This is a genomic window from Pseudoalteromonas sp. N1230-9 (assembly GCF_032716425.1).
In the GTDB taxonomy this organism is placed as follows: Bacteria; Pseudomonadota; Gammaproteobacteria; order Enterobacterales; family Alteromonadaceae; genus Pseudoalteromonas.
The window spans coordinates 1,401,139-1,427,311 of sequence record NZ_CP090419.1 but is presented as its reverse complement, the minus strand read 5'-3'; the positions used below and the strand labels follow the sequence as shown (position 1 = coordinate 1,427,311).

At 40.9% G+C, this 26,173-nt stretch carries 26 protein-coding genes; 6 read left to right on the top strand and 20 right to left on the bottom strand.

The features are described 5' to 3' along the window. The first annotated feature begins 191 nt into the window (after positions 1-191). The 3 genes from LY624_RS06715 to LY624_RS06705 are packed head-to-tail and all read left to right on the top strand — an operon-like array spanning position 192 to position 4,962. Positions 192-2,114: a PrkA family serine protein kinase gene (locus LY624_RS06715; protein ID WP_237127611.1), complete on the top strand. Its 1,923-nt coding sequence runs from the start codon at positions 192-194 to the stop codon at positions 2,112-2,114. Positions 2,115-2,140: 26 nt separating this feature from the next. Continuing rightward, positions 2,141-3,427 (top strand): YeaH/YhbH family protein, encoded by a 1,287-nt coding sequence (locus tag LY624_RS06710; RefSeq protein ID WP_130151414.1) that lies wholly within the window; start codon positions 2,141-2,143, stop codon positions 3,425-3,427. Positions 3,428-3,447: 20 nt separating this feature from the next. Beyond that, positions 3,448-4,962, top strand: coding sequence for a SpoVR family protein (locus tag LY624_RS06705; RefSeq protein WP_341804149.1), 1,515 nt, complete (start codon positions 3,448-3,450; stop codon positions 4,960-4,962). 119 nt (positions 4,963-5,081) lie between these two features. On the opposite strand, the gene LY624_RS06700 is transcribed toward LY624_RS06705, so the two are convergent. Together LY624_RS06700 and LY624_RS06695 are read right to left on the bottom strand one after the other, a co-directional pair. Beyond that, entirely contained in the window at positions 5,082-6,050 is a 969-nt protein-coding gene (locus tag LY624_RS06700) for a sensor domain-containing diguanylate cyclase (protein ID WP_130151412.1), read from the bottom strand. A 4-nt stretch (positions 6,051-6,054) separates the two neighbouring features. Beyond that, positions 6,055-7,059, bottom strand: coding sequence for a response regulator (locus LY624_RS06695; RefSeq protein WP_130151411.1), 1,005 nt, complete (start codon positions 7,057-7,059; stop codon positions 6,055-6,057). Positions 7,060-7,264: 205 nt separating this feature from the next. Here LY624_RS06695 and tpx point away from each other — a divergent pair, with 205 nt between their 5' ends. Then, a complete protein-coding gene (tpx, locus tag LY624_RS06690) occupies positions 7,265-7,846 on the top strand; it encodes a thiol peroxidase (RefSeq protein ID WP_130151410.1) in 582 nt (193 codons plus the stop codon). Between the two features lie 60 nt (positions 7,847-7,906). Here the strand turns inward: tpx and adk are convergent, their stop codons facing one another. From adk to LY624_RS06640, 10 genes are all read right to left on the bottom strand, one after another. Continuing rightward, positions 7,907-8,551, bottom strand: coding sequence for an adenylate kinase (gene adk / locus LY624_RS06685; protein ID WP_058585238.1), 645 nt, complete (start codon positions 8,549-8,551; stop codon positions 7,907-7,909). 178 nt (positions 8,552-8,729) lie between these two features. Then, entirely contained in the window at positions 8,730-10,643 is a 1,914-nt protein-coding gene (htpG, locus tag LY624_RS06680) for a molecular chaperone HtpG (protein WP_237119364.1), read from the bottom strand. A gap of 159 nt (positions 10,644-10,802) precedes the next feature. Continuing rightward, complete coding sequence (recR, locus tag LY624_RS06675; RefSeq protein WP_341804148.1) at positions 10,803-11,411, bottom strand: recombination mediator RecR; 609 nt, start codon at positions 11,409-11,411, stop codon at positions 10,803-10,805. A gap of 10 nt (positions 11,412-11,421) precedes the next feature. Further along, positions 11,422-11,748, bottom strand: coding sequence for a YbaB/EbfC family nucleoid-associated protein (locus LY624_RS06670; protein WP_016707773.1), 327 nt, complete (start codon positions 11,746-11,748; stop codon positions 11,422-11,424). A 60-nt stretch (positions 11,749-11,808) separates the two neighbouring features. Continuing rightward, positions 11,809-14,268: a DNA polymerase III subunit gamma/tau gene (gene dnaX, locus LY624_RS06665; RefSeq protein WP_341804147.1), complete on the bottom strand. Its 2,460-nt coding sequence runs from the start codon at positions 14,266-14,268 to the stop codon at positions 11,809-11,811. 3 nt (positions 14,269-14,271) lie between these two features. Continuing rightward, on the bottom strand, positions 14,272-14,817 hold the full coding sequence (apt, locus tag LY624_RS06660; RefSeq protein ID WP_130151406.1) for an adenine phosphoribosyltransferase: 546 nt from the start codon (positions 14,815-14,817) through the stop codon (positions 14,272-14,274). Between the two features lie 160 nt (positions 14,818-14,977). Continuing rightward, positions 14,978-15,100 carry a hypothetical protein gene (locus LY624_RS06655; RefSeq protein ID WP_267136360.1) on the bottom strand — a complete coding sequence of 41 codons (123 nt, stop codon included), beginning with the start codon at positions 15,098-15,100 and terminating at the stop codon, positions 14,978-14,980. 91 nt (positions 15,101-15,191) lie between these two features. After that, positions 15,192-15,908 (bottom strand): HvfC/BufC N-terminal domain-containing protein, encoded by a 717-nt coding sequence (locus LY624_RS06650; RefSeq protein WP_445936736.1) that lies wholly within the window; start codon positions 15,906-15,908, stop codon positions 15,192-15,194. Between the two features lie 28 nt (positions 15,909-15,936). Further along, positions 15,937-16,785 (bottom strand): HvfB family MNIO-type RiPP peptide maturase, encoded by an 849-nt coding sequence (locus LY624_RS06645; RefSeq protein WP_341804145.1) that lies wholly within the window; start codon positions 16,783-16,785, stop codon positions 15,937-15,939. Positions 16,786-16,839: 54 nt separating this feature from the next. Beyond that, the gene (locus LY624_RS06640) at positions 16,840-17,328 is read right to left on the bottom strand and encodes an HvfA family oxazolone/thioamide-modified RiPP metallophore (RefSeq protein WP_341804144.1); all 489 of its coding nucleotides are present in this window, start codon (positions 17,326-17,328) and stop codon (positions 16,840-16,842) included. Positions 17,329-17,495: 167 nt separating this feature from the next. On the opposite strand from LY624_RS06640, the gene LY624_RS06635 reads away from it, so the two are divergent. Next, the gene (locus LY624_RS06635; RefSeq protein ID WP_341804143.1) at positions 17,496-18,473 is read left to right on the top strand and encodes a tRNA-dihydrouridine synthase; all 978 of its coding nucleotides are present in this window, start codon (positions 17,496-17,498) and stop codon (positions 18,471-18,473) included. Positions 18,474-18,525: 52 nt separating this feature from the next. Further along, on the top strand, positions 18,526-18,861 hold the full coding sequence (locus LY624_RS06630; RefSeq protein ID WP_130151401.1) for a TraR/DksA family transcriptional regulator: 336 nt from the start codon (positions 18,526-18,528) through the stop codon (positions 18,859-18,861). Here LY624_RS06630 and LY624_RS06625 read toward each other — a convergent pair. The 8 genes from LY624_RS06625 to LY624_RS06590 all read right to left on the bottom strand — a co-directional run bounded on the left by LY624_RS06625 (position 18,858) and on the right by LY624_RS06590 (position 25,997). Beyond that, complete coding sequence (locus LY624_RS06625; protein ID WP_341804142.1) at positions 18,858-19,880, bottom strand: hypothetical protein; 1,023 nt, start codon at positions 19,878-19,880, stop codon at positions 18,858-18,860. The two genes, LY624_RS06630 and LY624_RS06625, sit on opposite strands and share 4 nt — an antisense overlap. Positions 19,881-19,936: 56 nt before the next feature. Then, on the bottom strand, positions 19,937-21,196 hold the full coding sequence (locus tag LY624_RS06620) for a tetratricopeptide repeat protein (protein WP_130151399.1): 1,260 nt from the start codon (positions 21,194-21,196) through the stop codon (positions 19,937-19,939). A gap of 11 nt (positions 21,197-21,207) precedes the next feature. Then, on the bottom strand, positions 21,208-21,825 hold the full coding sequence (locus LY624_RS06615; RefSeq protein ID WP_062570717.1) for an energy transducer TonB: 618 nt from the start codon (positions 21,823-21,825) through the stop codon (positions 21,208-21,210). Beyond that, positions 21,825-22,229 carry an ExbD/TolR family protein gene (locus LY624_RS06610; RefSeq protein ID WP_058585247.1) on the bottom strand — a complete coding sequence of 135 codons (405 nt, stop codon included), beginning with the start codon at positions 22,227-22,229 and terminating at the stop codon, positions 21,825-21,827. Before LY624_RS06610 ends, LY624_RS06615 begins: the two co-directional genes overlap by 1 nt. Positions 22,230-22,243: 14 nt before the next feature. After that, positions 22,244-22,768 (bottom strand): MotA/TolQ/ExbB proton channel family protein, encoded by a 525-nt coding sequence (locus LY624_RS06605; RefSeq protein WP_054551558.1) that lies wholly within the window; start codon positions 22,766-22,768, stop codon positions 22,244-22,246. Beyond that, complete coding sequence (locus LY624_RS06600) at positions 22,768-24,132, bottom strand: MotA/TolQ/ExbB proton channel family protein (RefSeq protein ID WP_062570715.1); 1,365 nt, start codon at positions 24,130-24,132, stop codon at positions 22,768-22,770. The genes LY624_RS06605 and LY624_RS06600 overlap by 1 nt, the downstream gene beginning before the upstream one ends. A gap of 6 nt (positions 24,133-24,138) precedes the next feature. Further along, on the bottom strand, positions 24,139-24,909 hold the full coding sequence (locus LY624_RS06595; RefSeq protein ID WP_130151398.1) for a DUF3450 domain-containing protein: 771 nt from the start codon (positions 24,907-24,909) through the stop codon (positions 24,139-24,141). Between the two features lie 473 nt (positions 24,910-25,382). Next, positions 25,383-25,997, bottom strand: a complete 615-nt coding sequence (locus tag LY624_RS06590; RefSeq protein WP_130151397.1) for a response regulator transcription factor — start codon at positions 25,995-25,997, stop codon at positions 25,383-25,385. Positions 25,998-26,173: the final 176 nt, after the last annotated feature.

The window sequence follows — 26,173 nt, the reverse complement described above, 5'->3', positions numbered from 1 at the left end:
TATTGCTATTGCACGCCCCTTCTAAGCCGCAGCCAAGCCCTCACTCAAAAAGCCTAATCAAGATGAGCTTTTTTCAATTAAATTCTTAATTTTCTTGCGCAAAAAGTCAAAATCGTGACTAAGCTTTAAATAACCTTTGCTTTTCTCTTAATCTAATTACACGTCATTTTAGCGGGTTTTCGGAGGTCTCTATGAGTATTTTTGAGCATTACCAATCACGATACGAAGCAGCGCAAGAAGAAGAATACAGTATTGAGGAATTTCTCGAGATCTGTAAAAAGGATAAATCAGCTTATGCCAGCGCGCCTGAGCGGCTTTTAATGGCCATCGGTGAGCCTGAAATTATCGATACATCAACCGATGCGCGCTTAAGCAGGCTGTTTTCAAATCGCGTTGTTGCACGCTACCCTGCCTTCCACGATTTTTATGGGATGGAAGATGCAATAGAGCAAATCGTTGCGTACTTAAAACACGCAGCTCAGGGTTTAGAAGAGTGCAAGCAAGTTCTCTATCTACTTGGTCCGGTGGGTGGTGGTAAATCATCAATCGCTGAAAAGCTTAAATACTTGATGCAGCAGGTGCCTATTTATTCAATTAAAGGCTCGCCTGTTAACGATCACCCTCTGGCATTATTTGACCCAAATGAAGACGCTGAGCTTTTAGAAAAAGAATACGGTATTAAACCGCGTTATTTAAAAACAGTGATGTCACCATGGGCTGCAAAACGTTTAAGCGAATTTAACGGTGACATTAGCCAATTTAGAGTGGTTAAGCGCTACCCATCCATTTTAAACCAAGTCGCAATTGCTAAAACAGAGCCCGGCGATGAAAACAATCAAGACATCTCAGCACTCGTTGGTAAAGTCGATATTCGCCAACTTGAACACTTTGCACAAAATGACCCCGATGCATATGCCTACTCGGGTGCGCTTTGTTTAGCAAACCAAGGCTTAATGGAGTTTGTGGAAATGTTTAAAGCGCCCATCAAGGTGCTACACCCACTGCTTACTGCAACGCAAGAAGGTAACTATAATGGGACTGAAGGTATCAGTGCCTTACCGTTTAACGGCATGATTTTAGCTCACTCAAATGAATCTGAGTGGCAAACATTCAAAAACAATAAAAACAATGAAGCATTCCTAGACCGTGTTTACATCGTCAAAGTACCTTATTGTTTACGTGTTTCTGAAGAGGTTAAAATTTATAATAAACTGCTTGAAAACAGTGAATTACACGATGCACCATGCGCACCTGGTACATTAAAAACACTGGCGCAATTTACCACGCTTTCGCGAATGAAAGAGCCTGAAAACTCAAGTATTTATTCAAAAATGCGGGTATATGATGGCGAAAGCTTAAAAGACACCGATCCGAAAGCTAAGTCGTATCAAGAGTACCGCGACTATGCCGGTGTTGACGAGGGCATGACAGGGCTTTCTACCCGCTTTGCGTTTAAGATTCTATCGCGGGTATTTAACTTTGATACGACAGAAGTGGCTGCAAACCCTGTACATCTATTTTATGTACTTGAACAGCAAATTGAGCGTGAGCAATTTACTGCCGATGTTGAAGAACGTTATTTAAGCCACTTAAAAGGCTACCTTATTCCACAATACGTTGAGTTTATTGGCAAAGAGTTACAAACGGCCTATTTAGAGTCTTACTCTGAATACGGGCAAAACATCTTTGACCGCTATGTCACTTATGCAGATTTTTGGATCCAAGATCAAGAATACCGTGACCCAGATACCGGCCAGCTATTTGATCGCGCTGCACTTAACGCAGAGCTTGAGAAGATTGAAAAACCTGCGGGTATTTCAAATCCGAAAGACTTTAGAAATGAAATAGTCAATTTCGTACTGCGTGCTCGTGCACACAATCAAGGCAAGAATCCGCTTTGGACCAGTTACGAAAAACTTCGCACGGTTATTGAAAAGAAAATGTTCTCAAATACCGAAGATCTCCTACCGGTTATTTCCTTCAATGCGAAAACTTCGGCTGAAGATCAGAAAAAACACGAAGACTTTGTCAATCGTATGGTTGAGAAAGGCTATACCCAAAAACAAGTACGTTTACTTTCTGAATGGTATTTACGCGTTAGAAAATCGCAGTAAAAAACGTTTGTTTTAAGGGGGTTGTTATGGCGCATTTTATTGACCGACGCCTGAATGGAAAAAACAAAAGTACCTTGAATCGTCAACGGTTCATCAGGCGTTATAAAAAACAAATTAAAGAAGCGGTATCTGATGCCATTAATAAGCGCAGCGTAACCGATACCACCAGCGGCGAGAGTATCTCTATTCCGCAACGTGATATCAGTGAGCCTATTTTTCATCAAGGACGTGGTGGCGACCGTGAGCAGATCCACCCAGGTAATGACCAATTTTCTACGGGCGACAAAATCAAGCGCCCGCAAGGAGGCGGTCAAGGGGGTGGTAGCGGCGAAGGTGAAGCCAGTGACTCTGGTGAAGGACAAGACGACTTTGTATTTTCTATTTCAAAAGATGAATACTTAGATTTATTGTTCGAAGATCTTGAACTACCTAACCTGCAACAAAATCAGCTCGATAAACTGGTGCAGATGAAAACCCATCGTGCTGGTTTTTGTAACGACGGCATGCCCAGCAATATTGATATTGTTCGTTCACTGCAGGGTTCACTTGCTCGCAGAGTAGCAATGACCGCTGGCAAAAAACGTCATCTTGCTGAGCTTGAGGGTCAGTTAGCCTTGTTACAAGCTGAAGAAGAGCCAGATAAGGCCGCAATTGCTTTACTTGAACGGCAAATCGAGGAGCTACAAAGTCGCATTAAAGCAGTGCCCTTTATTGATAATTACGACTTACGTTTTCGTAACTATGAAAAACGACCCCACCCTACAAGCAAAGCCGTGATGTTTTGTTTAATGGATGTGTCAGGCTCAATGGATCAAGCTACTAAAGACATGGCGAAACGCTTTTATATTTTGCTGTATCAATTTTTAACCCGTAGCTACAAAAATATAGAGGTTGTCTATATTCGTCATCATACCCAAGCTAAAGAGGTGGATGAACAGGAGTTTTTCTATTCTCAAGAAACCGGTGGCACCATAGTATCGAGTGCATTAAAACTGATGAACGAAATCATTGCTGAACGCTATAACCCTGAGGAATGGAACATTTACGCAGCACAAGCCTCTGATGGTGACAATTGGGCAGACGACTCGCCAAATTGTGGCGAAATTTTACGTAATAAACTGTTAAAGGCGGTGCGCTATTACGCCTATATCGAAATTACCGCCCGTGCTCATCAAAGTTTATGGCGTGAGTATCAATCTATAGCGCAAACCCACGACAATTTTGCAATGCAACATATCCGTGGCGTTGAGGACATTTACCCTATTTTCCGTGAATTATTTAAAAAGAATCGTCAGCAGCAAGGCGCCGCATAGCCTTGCGAGTGAGGTAAAGTATGGCCGATAAACGTATTAGCGACGGTCCTGATTGGACATTTGATTTATTAGCAGAATATCAAACTGAGATTGAACGGGTAGCGAACATTTATAAGCTCGATACTTACCCGAATCAAATCGAAGTAATAACCGCTGAGCAAATGATGGATGCCTATTCGAGTGTGGGTATGCCGATTGGTTATAGCCACTGGTCGTATGGTAAAAAATTCATTCAAACCGAACAAAACTATAAACGTGGGCAAATGGGTCTTGCTTATGAGATTGTTATTAACTCAGACCCGTGTATTGCCTATTTAATGGAAGAAAACACCCTACCAATGCAAGCTTTGGTGATGGCACACGCTTGCTATGGTCACAACTCATTTTTTAAAGGCAATTACCTTTTTAAAACCTGGACTGATGCCAGTTCAATCATCGACTACTTATTATTTGCCAAAAATTATATTGCTAAGTGCGAAGAAAAATATGGCATCAATGAGGTTGAGAATCTCATCGACTCATGTCATGCCTTAATGAATTATGGTGTTGACCGCTATAAACGCCCGCAACGTATTTCGCTATACGAAGAGCAAAAGCGTCAGCAAGAACGTGAAGATTACTTACAATCGCAGGTCAATGAACTGTGGCGCACTATACCTACTTCACAGCAAGAATCTAAAAAACGTGAGCGTCGCTTCCCTGAAGAGCCGCAAGAAAATATCCTGTATTTCATTGAAAAAAATGCGCCACTACTTGAGTCATGGCAACGAGAAATCATTCGTATTGTGCGTAAAATTTCGCAATACTTTTACCCACAAAAACAAACACAAGTGATGAATGAAGGCTGGGCTACGTTTTGGCATTACACCATTTTGAATCACCTGTACGATGAGGATAAGCTCACCGACGCCTTTATGCTCGAGTTTTTACAAAGTCACACCAATGTGGTTTATCAACCGCCCTACAACAGTAATTATTATTCAGGGATTAACCCCTATGCGCTTGGTTTTAACATGATGGTTGATATTCGCCGCATTTGTGAGAACCCGACTGAGGAAGATAAAAAGTGGTTTCCAGAATACGCGGGCAGTGATTGGCTGGAAACACTCCACTTTGCAATGCAAAACTTTAAAGACGAGAGTTTTATAAGTCAGTTTTTATCGCCAAAAATTATCCGTGATTTTAAGCTCTTTACCATTATCGATCACGAAAAAGAACCAACGCTTAATGTCGGTGCTATTCATGATGAAATAGGTTACCACCAAGTAAGAGAGACGCTTTCAGCCCAATATAACCTAAGCAATCACGAGCCTAATATACAAATTTATAATGTTGATATAAGAGGCGATCGCTCACTCACTTTGCGCTATGTGCCTCATAACAGTATCCCCCTTGCTAAATCTAAAGATGAAGTATTAAAACATCTTTATAGATTATGGGGCTTTAAGGTAAAACTAGAGCAAGAGTCAGCAACTGGTGAGGTATCTGTAATAGGTGAGTGCCCCGCAAGTGATACAAGGCATGCTACAGAGTAGCTTGGGCTATTTATAAGTGCAGACTCTCGCGACTGGTTTGTTAAAAATGAAGGTTAACGTATGCAACCTTTAAGCTTAAAATTAGTTGGAATTTTAAAAGACTAAAGCGCTAAACACCTTTAGTCTTTTAAATCTGAATAAGCTGTTACTTTGTTTCGACCATTTTCTTTTGAATGGTAGAGCGCGTTATCTGCCGCTTCAATCCATTTTTCATAGCGGTCAAACTTTTCGTCAAAACAAGCAAAACCAATGCTTACAGTTAGTTTTATTTGCTGTTCTTTGTAATAGATTGACGAGTTCTCAATTAACTCACGTAACCTTTCAGCAAATATAACAGCACCATCATAATCGGTATCCAATAGCGTAATGGCGAACTCTTCCCCACCATAACGGCCTGCTAAATCGGTTTCTCGAAGGGTTTTGCGTAGTAAATCGGCAACATGGCGTAACGCTTCATCTCCGCCGCTGTGTCCGTGTTCATCGTTGACGTTTTTAAAATGATCAATATCAAACATCAATAATGTACTGCAACCACCACTTCGAACAATTCGCATGTATTCTTTGCGAAGCTTTTGTTCCCAAAACCCGCGGTTTGTAAGTTGCGTTAATGCATCTGTACGGCTCATTAATTCAAGTTTTGAGTTTGCTTCTTCAAGCTCTTTTTTATTAACTGCTTCGTCAGTAACATCGTAAATAATGATACAAATGTGAGAAACTTCACCTGTCGTCGTGGTTAGTGGTATAAAAGTCGCGTTTTGATACATATGATCCGCTTTGCCGGTAATAGGTCGATAGTTTTTAAAACGGAAAATATACGGTTGCTGCTCCCATATAGTGAATGAGCGATTATTAAGAATAAATACCGACTCAGATTTACTTCGAAACCACTTTTCATCGATTGATGGAAACAAATCGAACAGATCTCTATCTTTCACCGCACTTGGTAATAGCCCAGAATGGTTCTCCATAAAGCCATTCCAAATACACACTTTATAGTCCCTGTCGAGCACCACAAGGCCTACATCAACTGTATTAAACATATCCATTAACCAATGGAGTTCATTCATATTAAAGTCGGCTGCTGGCATAAGTTTAATCTTCTAGTAAATAAGCTACTTTATATTTTAAGGTCTTCAACGAGTCCTCGGTGAATAGCAACATCAAATCACAATTAATATTATGATTTTCAATGCCGTAGCTGATCTCAATGGCCAACGTTCGTTGCCAACGAGATTTATTAGCTTTGACTAAGTCAGAGACATCACAGTGTTGACCAAGAACAACGGGGTGTCCTTGGCTAAAGCGCATATCAAGCTGCTTAGAAAGCCCTGATAAAATAGCACCAATTAGAATGTTGCTGACGTCCATTAATAATTCAAGCTCAACTTTATTGTTTAACTCACCTTCATAGTTCATCAATGAGGCGATTTCTTTAAAGCTTGAATCATTTAAAAGAAGCAACGCTTCACCTGATACCCCACCACCAATAAAACCCTGGCAAACACCAGACGTTGAGGCATTGGCATCAATAGAACGAAGTGCCATATCCAGCTCGTTTACTTCTAAGACATTCACATTAGGGATAGGCAGCTTGACAAACACATTGAGTAAACGCGCGAGTAAGTCACCTGCCTGACCCATCGCTACATTTGTAAGTTCTTGATATATATCTCGTACGTCAGGATCAACCTGCTCACCTAACTTATTTGCTAAACGCTCACGCATGGCTTTATCTTTAATGCCATGATGCTCAATGATATTGGCGAGCTTTTCAGGTGAACAAGGCTTTTGAATAAAGTCGATAGCCCCTAACTCAAGGACACGTTGATGTGCATTAGGTTGAATATCACCGGAGACAACGACTGTTAGAACATGCAGCCCTTGTTCTTGAATGGCTTGAAGAACTTCATAACCATCCATTTCAGGCATGTTTAAATCCAGAAATAATATTTCTGGTTGGAGTTTCTTAATTTGCTCGATGCAATGAACTCCATTTTCTGCAAATTCAATTTTGATATCCCAATCATCAGGTAAAGAGCGCGCTAATTGCCTACGCGCTAATTTTGAATCATCACATACTAATACCGATGTCGACATACACTCTCTCTAAATCCGCACTTTTTAACTAGTCAGAAAAACAAAACACTAACTTTATTATTGTTATTATTAATAAAAATTGGGCTGCGTATACATGTTAATCAAACTACCCTTTATTTACAATTTTAAATTACTGTAAACCTTGGAGCTATTAACTCAGTATAATACACTGATGTAAAATGCGTTAATTTGAAGGAATGAAGTTATGATACGCCCATTGATATTTGCACTTGGCTCACTATGTACATTTAGTTACGCAAGTGAGTTACCAGAAAACACGCTTGATGCAGGTAAAGTATCTGCTCAATCAAAACCAGTTACTTTACTAGGTCAAGGTGTTGAAGTTGGTCAACAAGCACCTAATTTTAAAGTAGTAGATGATAGCTTTACACCTGTCACTCTAAATGACTACAAAGGCAAAGCAGTACTTATTAGTGTAGTGCCAAGTTTAGACACTGGTGTATGCAGTATTCAGACTAAACACTTTAATGAAAAAGTAGCTGCCGAATACCCTAGTATCGCGATGCTGACTTTAAGTGCTGATTTACCGTTTGCGCAGAAGCGCTTTTGTAAAGCGGAGAATATAGACAAAGTGACGGCACTTTCGGACTCTGTGTGGCGTAATTTCGGCGAGCAATATGGTTTAATTATTAAAGATATGGGTTTATTAACTCGCGCCGTATTTGTTTTAAATGACGAGCACAAAATCGTATACAAACAACTTGTCGATAACTTATCGAAAGAGCCTGATTACAGTGGTGCAATTGAGGCTTTAAAAAAGCTTTAAAGTTACATTCAGCAAAAAACCGCCAAAAGGCGGTTTTTTATTGCTCAGTTAATCCTAAGATTAACCAAGTAACTCACCAAGTTGTTGGCTTACTGTTTCAACAGCTTGTGTACCGTCTAATTTATGGTACTGCGTGTTACCTGCTTTTGCTTCAGCTTGGTAGTAATCAACTAATGGTTTAGTTTGGTCATGGTAGATACCTAAACGCTTGCGTACTGTCTCTTCAGTGTCGTCATCACGAATGATTAGATCTTCACCAGTGATGTCATCTTTGCCATCAACTTTAGGTGGGTTGTAAACAACATGGTATACACGGCCCGAACCTGGGTGTACGCGACGACCGCCCATACGTTCAACGATGATTTCATCAGCAACGTCAAATTCGATAACGTGGTCAACTACCACGCCATTTTCTTTCATTGCATCTGCTTGAGGAATAGTACGAGGGAAACCATCTAGTAAGAAACCTTTTTCGCAATCTGGCTTAGCAATACGCTCTTTAACTAGACCGATGATAATTTCATCAGATACTAATTGACCTGCATCCATTACTTTTTTAGCTTCAAGACCAAGTGGTGTACCTTCTTTAATTGCTGCACGCAGCATATCGCCCGTAGAAATTTGTGGAATACCGTATTTGTCCATCAAAAACTGAGCTTGAGTACCTTTACCTGCACCCGGCGCGCCCAAAAGAATAATGCGCATATCATTGTCCTCTGTGTGATACTAATCTTAAAATGGTCGATCAGTGGAGTTTTGTTTTTAAAGCCTGAATTCTTCCACAACTGAGGCTATACCTCAAGTAACTTATACCAATTGCCTATATTAACGGCAATAAAAAAGGGAGCCTTGCTCCCTTTCCCAACTCATTCAGCTAAAACGCTTATTTGCTTATATCTAGCATGAGTTTGTTTAAGCGAGTTACAAAGCCAGCAGGATCTTTTAAGGTACCGCGCTCAGCCAGTAATGCTTGGTCAAGAAGTACATGTGACCACTGGGCAAACTTGTCTTCATCTTGCTCAACATTTAAGTGTTTAACAAGCTGATGCTCTGGGTTAAGCTCAAAAATTGGCTTTTGCTCAGGCACTGTTTGACCAACTGATTCCATTAACTTTTGCATTTGTGAGCTCATATCATGCTCATCTGCAACAACACATGCAGGCGAGTCAGTTAGACGATGCGTAAAGCGTACGTCTTTAACGTTATCACCTAGTGCTGTTTTAATACGCTCAACTAGGCCAGCAACTTCTTTTTCTGATTCTTCTTGTGCTTTTTTCGTTTCTTCGTCATCCATATTACCTAAATCTAAGTCACCACGAGTGATTGACTGGAATGATTTTTCGTTGAACTCAGTTAAGTAGCTCATCATCCACTCATCAACACGGTCGCTTAGTAGCAATACTTCGATGCCCTTCTTACGGAAGATCTCTAAGTGTGGTGAGCTCTTCGCTGCAGCGAATGAATCAGCAACCACATAGTAAATTTTATCTTGCTCTGGCTTCATACGCTCAATGTATTGCTCAAGCGATACATTTTGTGTGCTTTCGTCAGTATGTGTAGAAGCGAAACGCAGTAGCTTAGCAATGGCTTCTTTGTTAGCCGCATCTTCAGCAGGGCCTTCTTTTAACACCTGACCAAACTCATTCCAGAAAGATTGGTAATCTTCTTCACGGTTTTTCGCCATTCGCTCAAGCATTTTAAGTACACGCGATGTACAACCTTTACGGATTGCTTGCGTTACTTTGTTGTCTTGCAATATTTCACGCGACACGTTTAGTGGTAAGTCGTTTGAATCAAGTAAACCTTTCACAAAACGTAAGTAGCTTGGCATAAACTGCTCAGCGTCATCCATGATGAAAACGCGTTGCACATACAGTTTTAAACCTGATTGACGCTCACGGTTCCATAAATCGAAAGGTGCTTTTTTCGGGATGTATAACAAGCTCGTGTATTCTGTTTTACCTTCAACCTTGTTATGTGCCCAGCTTAGTGGCTCTTCCCAATCATGGCCAATGTGCTTATAAAACTCTTTGTACTCTTCGTCTGTGACTTCTGACTTATCGCGAGTCCATAATGCAGTTGCGCGGTTAATACCTTCCCACTCGCCTGGCTGTGCTGGAATTTTCTCGCCGTCAGGCCCTTCAGATTCAGGTACTTCTGCTTTATACATTTCAACTGGAATAGAAATGTGGTCTGAGTATTTAGTCACGATGCTACGTAAGCGGAATTCATCAGCAAACTCTGTTTCGTCTTCACGAAGATGAAGGATGATTTCCGTACCACGTGATGGTTTATCAATCTCTTGTAATGTGTACTCACCTTCACCCGCAGATTGCCATTCAATACCTTGGCTTTCACCCGCTTTACGCGTACGCACTGTTACTTTATCAGCAACGATAAATGCAGAGTAAAAACCAACACCGAATTGACCAATCAATTGTGAATCTTTGCTTTGATCACCTGTTAGGTTTTGAAAAAACTCTGCGGTACCAGATTTTGCAATCGTACCTAGTGAATTGATCACATCTTCACGGCTCATACCAATACCGTTATCGGTAATGGTTACTGTGTTTGCGTCTTTATCTGCACTGATACGTACTTTTAAATCTGCATCATTTTCATATAAATCGCCATTTGAAAGCGCTAGGAAACGCAATTTATCTGCTGCATCTGACGCGTTTGATACAAGCTCACGTAGGAAAATCTCTTTATTAGAGTAAAGAGAGTGAATCATCAGGTTTAATAGTTGTTTGACTTCTGTTTGAAAGCCTAATGTTTCTTTTTGTGCTGCAGTCATTGTGTAAATCTCCAATTAACAAAGTGTCTTATCTGCACTATGACTCTTTATATGGGGCAGGCTTTTTGAAGTTCAAGGCAAAAAGCTAAATTTACGGGTAAAATAGCGGATAGACACAAAAAAGCCTGCATGAAGCAGGCTTTTGATACCATTGCGGTATTAGTTTTGGTTTACAGCGCGTCGCCCGCTAAATGCATGCATTAGGGTCATGCCATCAAGTAAATCGAGCTCACCACCAACAGGGACACCATGAGCAATACGGGATGCTCCTACCTGATACTTATGACAAAGCTCAGCAATGTAGTGGGCTGTGGTTTCCCCTTCAACACTTGGGTTGGTTGCGAGGATCACCTCATTAATGCCGCCTTGTTGCAACTTGATTTCAAGAATATCAAGGCCAATTTCTTTTGGTCCTATGCCATCGATTGGCGACAAGTGACCCATTAAAACAAAGTAAAGACCTTGGTATTGACCGGTTTGCTCAATAGCCAGCACATCGGTTGGTGATTCGACCACACACAATAAACCACTATCTTGACGTTTAACACTTGAACATATATCGCACACGGGTTGCTCGGTAAAAGTACGGCACGACTGACAATGCCCTACTTCATCCATGGCTTTAGTCAATGCATGACCAAGCTGCTTGCCACCTTGACGGTCTCGTTCAAGCAAATGAAAAGCAATGCGCTGTGCCGACTTAGGACCAATGCCAGGTTGGCATCTTAGTGCTTCAATCAGCTGTGTTAAACTAGGCGATAGTTGCATATAGAATCACTTAGAAAGGCATTTTCATACCTGGTGGTAATTGCATACCGCCAGTTACTTTGCTCATGCGCTCTTGTGTTTCTTCTGCAACACGGCGTACAGCATCATTACACGCTGCCGCAAGCAAATCTTCTATCATGTCTTTGTCGTCTTCCATTAGGCTTTCATCTAATTCAACACGACGTACATTGTGGTTACCAAGCATAGTTACTTTAACTAGGCCTGCACCAGCTTCACCTACTACTTCTAGGTTAGCGATTTCGTCTTGGGCTTTTTGCATGCGCTCTTGCATTTGCTGCGCTTGCTTCATCATGTTACCCATTCCACCTTTAAACATAACTGTCTCTCTTTCTAAAACTACTTTAATTGGCATGAAGATAAGGGCTATTGTAACTAATTACAATGCCTGAATACTGTTTTCATCGATTATAGCGCTAAATAACTGCTGAAATTGCACTATGTTTTCATCACTATTTATTACATCAATGGCTTGTTGATGACGACCTGCATCAATCTTTTGTTGGATCAAATACGGTGAATCAATTACGCCATCAGCAAACTCGATACTTAGTTCTACATTATGACCGTAAATTTCACTTAATGCAGCATTGAGCTTTTGCCTTAGTACTGCACTGTCTAAGTGACGCTGTGATGAGTCAACTTCAATGTGCATTTGATTATTATTCTTTGTGAAAATCGAGTGCAATGCAAATTGTCGCATTCGGCCACCTAGCCCCATACGTTTTATTAAATACGCCCATTCATCTTGTTCGTGTGCGAATTTAATACTGCTGATCGGGCTTTCAAAATCATCAGGTATCGGAATACTGGCTTCTTCAATCACAGGCTCTGGCGCTTTTTGTGGATTGATTTGCTCAAGCAACTCAGGCGCTAAATTTTCAGTGATTGTTTGATGCTTTTCTCTAAAGTCGACTTTTTTTACTTTATTATTGCTCTCCCCCGTCGGCTGGGGGCTGGGCTTTTTTACTTCTGCAGCCACTTGTTGCTGCTGAGGTTGATGATTCGTAGCGGCTGTGCTTTGTTGCGCTGGCGGCTTAGCTTCAGACTGTTGTTCTGCTTTAACATTAGTTTGCGTAGCTGTACCACTTAAGCGACCAGCACCTGAGATATTGCGGTCTTGTAAAATACGAGCAATGGCCGACTGCGCCTGACTTTGCTGCTGTTGTAATTGTGCTGGTGCAGTTTGCTGTTGCTGAGGCGCTGTAGATGCTTCATTGGCAGTAAAGCCCTGATCATAAGCGCTATTCATCACATCATCGTATTGCGCTGCAAGTGATGAGTCCATTTGTGCATCATGATCATCCATGTAATCTTGCGAAGAATACTCCTGTGGAGAGTATTCAGCTGCAGGCACTTGCTCTGAGTGGCTTTGCTCTTGCTGTTGTGGCGCTGGTTCAACTTCAGCGGCCATTGCAGTTTCAACAGATTTCTGAGTCTGTTGATCAACATCAAGCTGTTCTACTGCTGTTGCTTCAACTTGCTGGGCAGGCTCATGCCTATGTGCCGTTTCTGCTGCGGCAGCTTGAATAGGTTCTGCTTGAATAGATTCTACTTCAACAGGTTCAGCTTGTGTTGGCTCAGGCTCTGAAGGTACAGCGGTTGTCTGTGCAGAGCTATGTGCAACTGGTGCTTGCTCTGAAGCTGCTTGTTCACGTTGCGCCGTTGATTTTTTCAAAATATCACGCAGTGCACCGGCACCGCTAGGTTTAACCTGTTGTTGACTATTCGTTGATGTTTGACTTTGAGCAAATTGCGTTGGTTGGAATGCGAGCAAGCGCAACATGATCATTTCAAAACCTAATTTGGCATCCGGCGCCCATTGCAGATCTTTTTTACCATTCAACAGTAATTGGTAATAAACTTGTATCTGCTGCGCATCAGTTGTTTGCGCAACCTGTTCTATAAACTCACGATTACTCTCATCAAGTGCTGCTGCGCTGGGTACTAACTGTGCAAGCTGAATTAGATGTGTAAGTGCAATAAGGTCATCAAGCAAAGCAACAAAATTAGGGTTGCGACTGACAAGGTTTTTTACCTCAGATAACAGCGCATCTCCATCTTGGCAAAGTACTGCAGCTAACATAGTTTGACTGTAGTGAGTATCCATCAAGCCAAGCATACTTTGTACGGCCTGGTAACTTATATTGCCATTCGTTTGGGCAACTGCTTGATCAGTTAAGCTTAGCGCATCGCGCATACTACCATCGGCGGCTTTCGCAAGTACCTGCAAGGATTTATCATCAAAGCTGAGTTGCTCTTGCTGTAAAACATGGGCAAGCTGCTCATGAATTTCTGATTGCGACAGCGCGTTCAAATTAAACTGTAAGCAACGAGATAAAATCGTCACTGGCAGTTTTTGTGGATCAGTTGTCGCTAATAAAAACTTCACATGCTCTGGTGGCTCTTCCAATGTTTTTAGTAAAGCATTAAAACTATGCTTAGATAGCATGTGAACTTCATCGATTAGGTATACCTTGTAACGACCACGTGTTGGTGCGTATTGAACGTTATCAAGGATTTCGCGGGTATCTTCTACCTTTGTACGTGAAGCCGCATCGATTTCTAATAAATCAATATAACGGCCTGCTTCAATGTCAGTACAACTTGAGCATTGGCCACATGGCTCAGCAGAGATACCCTTATCGCAGTTGAGGCTTTTTGCGAATATACGTGCGATGGTAGTTTTACCCACCCCACGGGTTCCAGTAAAGAGGTAAGCATGATGGAGTCTATTTTGTGTTAATGCATTAACCAATGCCTGCTTAACATGAGACTGCCCCACTAACTCGTGAAAGGTTTGTGGTCGCCATTTCCTTGCTAGAACCTGATAACTCATTAATTATTCGCCTTCGAATTCAACCAACTTTAAAATTTTGATGCCCATATCAGCAACTCGTTGCTCACCACCTAGCTCAGGCAAAGATACAACAAACGCGGCATCAGTTGCATTACCACCTAGTTTAGCCACTAGTTTTGCAGTCGCTTCAATTGTGCCACCTGTAGCAAGTAAGTCATCAACTAATAACACTTTATCACCAGCAACTATAGCATCGGTATGAAGCTCTAATGTATCTTCACCATACTCTAATTGATAGTTTTGTGAAATGACTTCACGAGGAAGTTTACCTGGCTTACGAACTGGAATAAATGGAATACCTAGTGCATATGAAAGTGGTGCACCAAAGATAAAACCACGTGATTCTGTACCAATTATTTTTGTAAAACCTTGATCTTTATATGCTGATATAAAGCTGTCAATTGTTGCTTTAAACGCGTCAGCATTGGCCATTAAGGTTGTTACATCACGGAACATAATGCCCGGTTTTGGGTAATCAGCAATAGTTGCAATGCTCTGTTTAATGAGCGTTGAAGTTGCTTGAGTCATAATTATACTGCTCAAAAATTTTATCTAACAAAGCTCGAGAGTATAACATCACCTTAGTAGAAAGTCGGTAGCAAGATCCAAAATTAATCCTTGAACTGCATCAATAGTAATAAAAAAGGCTGCATAATGCAGCCTAGTGTCTTAAATTTACTTTCGCAAATTAAGATAAAGCAGTGATCCAACCAAGGATAGCGTTTAGACAGCCAATACCAACAAATACAGCTAAAAACGCAATGAAATAAGTTGCATTGAACGGATCTTTAAAGTCTTTATCATTCGACATAGTTACTACCTTTATTTAAGCACGACACAATAAGGCGCACATGATAGTCGATGTATCCCTATCAATAAAGGCTTTTTGCTGTATTTTAGACCTATGATTTAGTAACGATCACGCCACGCTCAGCCATTGCACTTAAAGTATTAAGCGCCCCTTGATATAGCTGCTCTTGACTAAATTGAGGAGCGTGTCTTGCCACTTCTTGGCAGAGAAGATTTAAATTTATACCCGGTTGCGCTTCAATGATACTTAATAGCAATGCTGTCATCGCATTTGTTGATAAAAACTGCACCTCATCGTCACTATCTCGATAAACAACGAAATAACATGGCTCCGTAAGCGGGCTTTCTGGTTGGTGGTCTTTACTGATTGTATGAACGGGATATGTGTAACTTAAATTACGTGCCAAACAACTTAAAAGCAAACCTGCATTTGTAACCTGATTTGTTTGTAAAGCTGCTTCGTGTTCCTGCGCTTGTGCAACGGATACATCCAGTTCAACCCACTCATAATGTGCCAGTTCTAACATAAAATCAGGATCTGTAGATTGCTTTGAGTAACTTGTAGCTAGAAACTCTAAAAACTCACCGGCAATATCAAGAAAATATGGAGACTTACAATTATGTTGACTAAAAAAGAGGCGTATTAAATTTTGCCAACCACTTTTTGTATACAAACTTTTTAGAACAGGAAAAGCAGAACTAACAAAACCTTCAACATTATTGAAAAACAGATCACGATAAATTGCCATTCTCCGCTCTTCAATATTTATTGGCTTTTTATTGTGATTTGGGTCACGAATATGGGCCATAAATTGTTGCTGAACTTCTGTAAAATGACTAGGCACTGTATTTCACCTTATTTGCTGAAAATTGTAATTTCTCAATAATATTTAGCTCTGCTAACAGTTCCGCCATCGGTGGAATATTAAAATCGCGTTCAAGAAGAGTTGGAAACACCCCATGAAAAGCATAGGCTTTTTCAAGTAGTTGCCAAACAGGGTCAATGACAGGTGAGCCATGTGTGTCAACCAACAAATCTTCGGCTTCTGTATAGTGTCCTGCAATGTGCCCATAAGCAATTCGTTGACTAGGTAAACCTTTTAAAAATTGCTCTGCATCATAACCATGATTAATTGAGTTTACATAAATATTATTAATATCAATTAAAAGCTTACAATCAGACTCTGCTAACACGGCGTTGGTAAACTCCAGCTCTGTCATTTCTTGACCTGGCGCAGCGTAATATGAAACGTTTTCTATAGCAATCTGCTGTTCAAGAATATCTTGCACTTGCTTAATGCGCGTAACAACATGCTTGATTGCTTCTTCTGTAAATGGGATAGGCATTAAATCATACATATGCCCTTCGCCTGAGCAGTAGCTTAGATGTTCACTAAATAAACGAACATTATGCTCTTTAAAAAAAGCCTTTAGTGATTTCACAAATTCTACATTAAGTTCAGCAGGTGAACCTATAGATAAAGATAAACCATGACAAACAAACGCGTTACGTTCAGTTAACTGCTTAAACTGTTTTCCAAACCGACCACCCAGCTTTAACCAATTTTCAGGTGCTACCTCCAGAAAATCAATTGGCCTAGGCACGCCTGTTAACATTTCATCAAGCATTTCTCGGCGTAAGCCTAACCCTATTTGCCCAAACACTGATGTTGATTCAAAAGACATACTACCTCCTACTAAAAAGGGCCTAAATGGCCCTTTTAAAAGCTAAGTGAATGCTTAGTGGTTTGAACCACATTTACCTTCGCCACACTTACCTTCTTTTGCAGCTTTTTTATCGCCGCCGCATTTACCTTCACCACACTTGCCTTCTTTTGCAGCTTTTTTGTCGCCACCACATTTACCTTCGCCGCACTTGCCTTCTTTGCCAGCTTTTTTATCGCCGCCACATTTACCTTCGCCACACTTGCCTTCTTTGCCAGCTTTTTTATCGCCGCCACATTTGCCTTCGCCGCACTTGCCTTCTTTGCCAGCTTTTTTATCGCCGCCACATTTGCCTTCGCCGCACTTGCCTTCTTTGCCAGCTTTTTTATCGCCGCCACATTTACCTTCGCCGCACTTGCCCTCAGCAGCATCTAACTGATAACCAGCTTGCATTTGCTGAAACTCGAATGGGTTGGCGTGCGCATCACTTGCTGCGAAACTTGACGCACCAACAACGACTGCACCTAATGTTAATGCGATTGAATTATGCTTAATTGTGTTCATATGATGACTCTCTTTTTCATAACGGTTATTAGATTAGACCCGACAAATAAAAATTACTTTCACACTTTTTCAATTTAATCGACACTCTACAAATACAAATTACGATTTATCATAGTGGCAATAACAGGTAGAATACGCATCCATTTTTTGTTAAGTAAAATTTATCCATGCAATTAGTTTTAGCACCGATGGAAGGCGTTGTCGATTTTAAGATGCGTCAACTCCTTACAGATTTAGGTGGATTCGATTTATGTGTCACAGAGTTTGTACGTGTTGTTGACGCAACACTACCAGAACGTGTATTTCATCGCTACTGCCCTGAACTGCAAGAAGGTGGTTATACGCGTGCTGGTACACCGGTCAGAATACAACTACTTGGACAAGTCGCGAATGCTTTAGCTGATAATGCTGTCAAAGCGATCCGCCTTGGCTCACATGGGATAGACTTAAACTTTGGATGTCCAGCAAAAACAGTCAACAAAAGTAAAGGCGGTGCGGTACTTTTAAAAGATCCTGAGCACATGTACGACATTATTAAAACGGTCAGAGAGGCCGTCGATCCAGCTCATCAGGTGAGTGCTAAAATCAGACTTGGTTTTGATGATGATAGCAATAGTCAAGAAATTGTTGATGCCGTTGTTAGCGCTGGAGCATCAAGCTTGGCAATTCACGCTAGAACAAAACGTGATGGTTATAACCCACCTGCTTATTGGGAGAAAATTCCTCCTTTAATCAAAGATAAAGCGATTTCGGTTATCGCGAATGGCGAAATTTGGCAGATTGAAGATGCCCTGCTTTGTCAAACAAGAAGCCACTGTAATGATTTAATGATAGGTCGCGGTGCATTGGCTATGCCCGATCTCGCAAGGCAAATTAAAGCCCATGTAAATGGTGAAGATTATACGCCAATGCAATGGGAGCATGTTATTTACCATATTATTCACTCTTCCATGCACCAAGATGAAAGTAAATGTGAAAAATACTTTGCATCACGTACCAAGCAATGGCTAGGTTACTTAAAACGCCAGTACCCACAAGCGCATGCCCTTTTTGATGAAATCAGGCGCTTGAAAGCAAAGGATGAAGTCGCTGATGTACTAAGAAAGTATGCCAAAGCGCCGAGTATTGATACAAATCATAATTAGCTAACGCATTTTGTTTGATAATGCCAGTATTGCCCACTTGGAAGAAACCGCGATGAACAATACTGAAATACAAACAAAGCTATCTGCTGAACTTGCGCAGGTAAGACAACGTTTACTTGATATGCTGGCAGATTCTGATCAAGGCTATCATCAGCAACTGCTATCGCAACTTAAGGATAACCCTCCTTCAGATTGGCTTGAGCTTACAGCAAATAGCTTAGGCCCTGAATATCAAATCCTCATCTCACGGCTTGAAAAATTAGAAGCCGCCCTATGCCAAATAGATATTGGCCAATATGGCTATTGTTGTGATTGCGAGGAAAAAATTGATGATGAGCGGTTATTGGCTGACCCTGCCACTCAACGCTGTAGACGCTGCGCTCCTTAGAGCGCGGTGCCCTCTTTACTTACAAAAATAAAGCTCATACCTGGATATAATACAATATCTTCAATAAGCCACTCAGCTTGTGCTTGCTTCACGCCTAAACGTTTCATTAAGTTCACACGCGCTTGTTGCTCACTCCACGTGTGATAATGAATGCCCAGATCTGTTTCCATCATTACCTGCCAAAAGTACTGCTCACCTTGTGTTAATTCGCGTTTACTTTGTCGCGGGTCGACAAATTCCAACTGCCAGTCAAGACCGTTATGTTGATGATTATCTGAAAAATAATTCATGACTAATGGCGTCGAATGCGAGTCTGACACTGGTAATACAAAATCAGTACTTACCTGTTGTTTGAGTGACATTTGTATCTGACTAAGCCAGTTTAATGGAGGTTTAGTCTCACCACTAAAATAGTTTAATTTACTTTGATACCAATCTTTACCATTTGCTAAGCCAACTAAACCAAGTTTGCTGCGCGGCTTATATTGAGTTAAGTATTGATCAAGCTTATTTAGGGCGGTTTGTACACTCTCATCATTGTTATCAAGGTGAGATTTGACCATGTCATGTAAAAGCTTTAATTCAATTTTATTAAGCTTTAGATTACTTTGCTCTGCTGTAATTAGCTGGGTTTCTACTAATTCTAACCAACTAGCTAATGACTGTGCGGAGAAATCATTTTGCGAGCTAGCTTGACTTAGAACATCACGTTGCACAGGCCATACAAAATAACGTTCAGGGTATCGCTCGGCAATGATTAAATAGTTTAGTTGAGCCTGCTGCGACTCGGTTAATTGGGTGCTTTTTAAACCTTGATAAGCAAGATGGCGCGCTTCTAAATAGTGCTCAGAAAAAGGCCAAACACTTGCTTTTGAGGAGTTTGTTGTGCTCAGTAATAAATGATTAATATTACGAAGCTCTTTTTGCCCTTCTTGAAACGTGTGGAATTTTGTAGATTGCTCAGAGCAAGCTAGCAACATTACACTCGCAACAAGTAACAATACGATCTGTCTTAGCATTTTAAAATTCCATAAAAAAAGCCCCAGAGGGGCTTTTTAGTTTAAAACAACATCAATTAGATTTTTACACCGTTACGAGCGGCTTTATCTTTGATGAAGGTTGACCAGCTCTTCGCGAATTTACGCGTGCGCGGGTCATCCATTGCTTTAACAATAGCGTTGTAAGCTTGCTTGTACTTTTCTTGGTAGTAGTAAGCTTCAGCTAAATCAGAGTAGATAGTTCCTTTTTTATCAGAACCTAACTCTAATGCCTTATTCAAACGAATAACGGCAGCACTATAATTTTGCGATTGTAAAAGTAACGAACCAGCTTTGCGATAAAGCTCTGCATCGTCGTCAAATTTAGCTGCTTCTTCATAGTACTTAGCTGCTTTCTCAATATCTTTTGAGCGATGGTAATTAGATGCCACTGCACTGATATTTTGCTTAGTACGCTTAACTTTTTCTTCGTTAATTGCCTTCTCAAGCACAACAGCTGCTTTATAAGGAATTTCTGTTAACGAATAAAAGTTTGAAAGTACTTTGTATTCAACTTCATTTTCAAAATAGCCATTTTTATAGGCAACTTCCATGGTCGCAAGACCTTTTTTGAAGTCTTCGGTTTGTAGGTAATATTTACCTAAACCAACCCAGGCTTTTTTGTCTTCAGGCCAAACACGAACAATCTCTTCAGCTACACCAACCATGTTTTTGTACTGTTTAAGTTCAAAATAGGCCGCTAGCTTTAATTGGTAAGAAGCTTTAGCAGGTTCTTTTGCCAATTTGATTGCTTTGTCTGCAGCAGGAAGTACGTCTTTATATTGTTTTAACTCGTAGTTTGCTTGCGCAATACGTGTATAAACTTTGTCGTCTTCCTCACCTGTGAAGTCCATCCAAGCATAATACGCATCTTTTGCTTTTGCGTATTGCTCAGTACCCGCGTACATATCACCTAGTAGCTTAAGACCTTGCTCTTGATCGGCAAAGTTTAAAACATCAGGCTTTACTGCCGCTGAAATATGCTTAATCGCTAGGTCGTATTGCTCTTTCTGAGCATACATTTGACCTAGATAGCGATCGACTGTTGCCTTATCGAATTCATCCGAAGGATCAATTTCTTTAAGAAGTGCAATCGCTTCATCAAGCTTTTCCTCGTTGTACAAGTCAAACGCTTTAATAACCTTTTTACCAACGCGCTCACCCATCACTTTAGTTTTTGCTTTTTTACGCGCTTCAATTTTCGCGTAATCTGGCGCTGCTAAAGCTGGTGCAGTGAAAGCTGCACCCGATAGTGACATAAGAATTGCAAGTGCAGTTACTTTAGATAAATTTCTCATTACTCGCCTCCTTAGTTGCCTTGGTTAAGTTTAAAGTCTAGTTGTACTTGAAGACCAAATTGCTTTTGTGGTTTTCCGTCAATAACTTTAGGACGGTACTTCCACTTACGCAATGCACGCTTAGCTTCGCGGTCGAAGATACGTTTAGGATCTGCATCGATTACCTCAACGTCTTCTACCCCACCCACTTCATTGATAGTAAATGAAAGTTGAACCCAACCTTCTTTACCATCACGCGCTGCTTGCGTTGGGTATTTTGGTTCAATACGAACGATAGGTGTCGCATCACCGTCACGTCCAAATGCACCTGGACCACTTAGGCCACCGGCTGTGCCACCCACATCGATACTTGGCATATTAAATGACAAGGCACCAGTGTTAGGGTTGCTGTTTTCCGGCTGAGGCGGCTGCGGTTTAGGCGGCTGCTTTGGCGGTGGTGGAGGCGGAGGCGGAACACGCTTCCTCTCCTGCACCTTAGATTCAGGCGGATTCGTCATAATTTCGACTACGATCTGCTCTTTTTGTTCAGTCGCACGGTCAGCTCCACCGGAGATGAGGTACGCCATGAAGTAGAACAAGCCGAAAGTAACTGCCCCACCTGCAATCAGTGAAAACAGAAAACGAATCATTACTGATCTCCAGCTATTGAAATTCTTAGGTTGTCACCCGTCGCTTTAATCTGGTCCATAACTTTAACCACTACGCCGTGTTTTGCTTCTTTATCAGCTTGCAAAATTACAACTTCAGTAGGTTGTTCTGCTAATAAACTTTCGATTTTTGCTGAAACACGTTCAACATCAACTTGCTGTTTATCAATCCAGATTGCACCGTCAGCACGAATAGCAACAAAAATGTTCGCATTTTTCTGCTTCGTAGCTTGGGCAGCTTTAGGTTTATTGACTTCGATACCAGCCTCTTTAACGAACGATGTAGTTACGATAAAGAAAATAAGCATGATAAATACGATGTCAAGCATTGGCGTCATATCAACCGCTGCTTCTTCTTCTTCACGAAAACGTTGTTTACGTGCCATATTTAATTCTCTCTCTAGTGATGAGGCATGCTATCTACAAGTTTAGCTTTCGCCATTCTCGCTCTCGCTTCAAGACGTGAGCTAAAGAATACTCCAGATAGTGCCGCAACCATTCCAGCCATTGTTGGGATCGTTGCCATTGAAATACCTGATGCCATTAAACGTGCGTTACCAGTACCTTGAGTTGCCATGGTTTCGAAAACCGCGATCATACCCGTTACAGTACCTAATAAGCCAATTAAAGGACAAACAGCTACTAATGTCTTAATCAACAACATACGCTGATCTAATTTTTCAGACGCTTCAGAAATCCATGCTTCACGGATTCTGTGTGCGTACCAAGACGTAGTGTCTTGGCGGGCATCCCACTGAGCTACAATGTTCTTCGTCATACGAGGAAACTCAGCTAGTAGGAACCAATAGCGCTCAATCATTAAAACCCACATAAGAAAGAGTGCTATCGCGACCACGTATAATACCTGGCCGCCTGTGCCAACAAAATCCCTGATAGATTCCCAGATCTCCATCAGGACTAGCATTAGGCTTTCTCCTTCTCCGCGTGAGCTGCGATGATACCAGCGCTTTGCTCATCAAGGACATGTAGAACCGACTTACTACGACCCGCAACAATTGAGTGAAGTAGAATAAGTGGTAGAGCTGCAATTAGACCTAACGCTGTAGTAACAAGTGCTAGAGAGATATTACCAGCCATGATCTTCGGATCACCTGTACCGAACAATGTGATTGTTTGGAACGTAAGGATCATACCGATTACCGTACCTAGTAGACCTAGTAATGGAGCGATTGCTGCCAAGATCTTGATGATGTTGATACCAGCTTCGATGCGAGGCGTTTCACGTAGGATTGCTTCGTCAAGTTTAAGCTCAAGGTTTTCAACGTCTTGATTCTTGTTGTCAGCATAAACCTTAAGAATACGACCCAGTGGGTTGTTTGTATTCGGCGTAGAAAGGTTTTTAAGCTGGCTCTTAATCTTAGTGCTAGTAAGCGCAAGATCAATGAAACGCACTACGAAGATTAGTAGACCAACAAGTAATAATACTGTGATGATGTAACCTACTTCAGCACCTTGCTCGTAGTATTCCATAAGAGATTTTTTCTGCGTGTTGATACGTAAGATTGCACCACGTGTAGGGTCAACAAATACGCCTGTGTAGTTATCAGCAGAAGTGTTTTCTAAATCAGAAATACCAGAAAGGATGTAGCTATCAGGTTGCTTACCTAGTGGTTGAATTGATTTAGTTTCTGGAGAGTAAATTAAATAACCGTCGTCAGTTACTAAGTTGAAGTTACCGATACGTGTTACTTTTTTCACTGTAGCTGAACCGTCAAGACCAGCAACTTCAGTTTCGAAAGTTGAAACCTTAGCTGACTCTGTCATTTCAGTTTGAAGTGCAATCCAAAGCTCTTCTAATTCACGAACTGTTGGTAGCTCTTTAGCTGCCGCAAGTGAACGAAGTACTTCAGCACGTCCTGGTTTTTCAGCAGAAACAAGTGATGCTTCGATAGTACCGATTGCATCTGCAGCTGAACGACGTACAACACCGAACATTTCGCCTAACGTACCTTGTGCATTAAGAAGCTCTTGCTCTTTTTCTGCTAAAGTATTTTCGTTTTGCGCATATTCTTTAGATAAGCGATCGCCACGTGCTTTTTCAGCAGCTAGCTCGCTTTTCGCTTTATTAAGTAACGCTTGCTTGTCAGCACGAGCTGAAAGGAACTCTTGTTCACGTTGCTTATTTAATTTACCTTCAGAGATACGTTCTTGCTTTACTTGCTCAAGAATTTTGTCTAAAGCACCAGTGTTTGCGTGTGCATTAAGCGCGGTACCTGCAGAAACAGATAGTACTGCTGCAACAGCAAAACCTTTAAATAGTTTCTTCATTATTGATTACTCCGCGCCAAAGATTGGTAGTTTAACAAGTTCTAATGTCGCTTGTTTACGCGCCATACGGATAACTTCTTTAACAGGTTTTAGGTATTCTTCACCTAATGTTTTCCACTGTTTTGTATTGTTATCCCACACCCACGCATGCTTAAGGTCGAAAGACTGAGCTACGTATGTGATACGGCCTAAACGACCAAAGTCAACGTTGATGCTTTTACCATCAATTTCAAGTGTACCTTGAGAAGCTGTTACTGCTGAGCTGTATGCAGCTTCAACTGTGTATGCTTCTAGCACTTGGCGGAATTTTTCAGATGTAGTAACTGACGCTGATGCCATGATGTCACGAAGTCTTTCAACACGTGCTAGACGGTTTTCAAGATTGAACGGAACGTCCGCTTTGATGAATTGCTCAAGCGTATCGATCATGCGATACATCAAAGGCACAACGTTTTGTTTCGTGTTATCGATTGTCGCGATTTGACGGTCAAACGATTCGATAGATGCGTTTTGGTCAGCGACCAAACGTGCTACGTGATCGTTGTACACTTTCATAAGCTCAGTTTCATCAACAATGCTACGGTACTCAGCGATTAGCTCTTGAGTTTGACCATAGATATTGTCAATTTTAGTTTGAGACTTAACAGCAGCCTTTTGAATTTGTTGACCTGCATCTTGCACATCTTTCAAAGGATCTGCAATCACATTGCTGCTTGCAAATGCAAATGCGCCAACCAACGCAGATGCTACAAGACTCTTTCTGATTTTAACAGACATAGTTCCCAACCAATTAAGTAATGTTACTTTTATAATTTAATTATCCTCCGAAGAGGACAACCCTGATATCTTTTAATAGATATCAACCCTCCAATAATGCTAAATGCATCTAGCTCTGTCAACTTGATGTTCGGGTTTCATCGGAAAAAATTGGTCACTCGTCGTTGCAGGGAAAATAGCCAAAACAACGAATTAACAAAAAAATAACAGAGGTATTCAAAGGAAAGTTCTATAGCCCTTTACTGGTAAACATTGGGTCTTGTTTGTGTTTTTACTTAAACATAAATGTAACATTTTGTAAAAACAGTAAAGGGCCATTTAACTCGAAAAAAAAAATCTTTTAAATCGTCTAAAAAATCTCTTTTGAAGAATTTTTATGCACTCAATGAGCAATATTGTACAGCTTGCGTACAATACTGAGGTATCCACTTGGGTGAGTGTATTGACTAAACCCCATGATTTAGGGTGATCGACTAAAAAATGGCGCGGTCTTTTACAAGCTTTGCTAATGAAATGATTGAGTCAACTTCAAGCTTTTCAAATATTTTTGCTTTATAAGTACTTACCGTTTTGTTACTTATAAAAAGCTTTTCCCCTATATCCTTGTTCGACAGGCCCTGTAATAGATAGTTCATAACAGCTAACTCTCGCTCTGTCAGTAATTCATCGATATCTTTCTCTGAAGCAATTAAATGCTCTTGAGGGAAAAACGTATAACCTCGCAAAATCATTTCGACAGCAGCCGAAATATCTTCTAGGCTTTCAGCCTTGTTGACAAAGCCTTGTGCCCCCAACTTTGCAGCTGTGCGAATAATATGCTTATCATGTTTTGCTGATAGAAAAAGCACCTTACCCGCAAAGCCATTACTCACAGCGCGCTTGTAAAGACTGAACCCATCTGAGTCTTCAAGTTCAATATCTAAAATTGCAAGTGCAATATTATGGGTTTTTAGAAACTGTAACGCTTCCTTTTGACTTGCAACAGCGTGAACTTCGTTTACGAGAGTTGATTTTGCTAGCACCATTTTAATTGCAGTAGCCACCATTGGGTGATCATCTACTAGCAGAATATCATTTCCTATGCTCATCAATTAGTAAACCTTCATTATAATTCATCAAACAACTGTCACTAAACCCAGATTTTTTTCTGTTTTAAGTTTAACTAAGTTTAGCGGGTTATTTTAAGATTGGTGAAATAAATGCAATCGAGCGTAGAACACTTCACGCTTGGCATTATCATTCCCACAACAACAGTAAATGTATT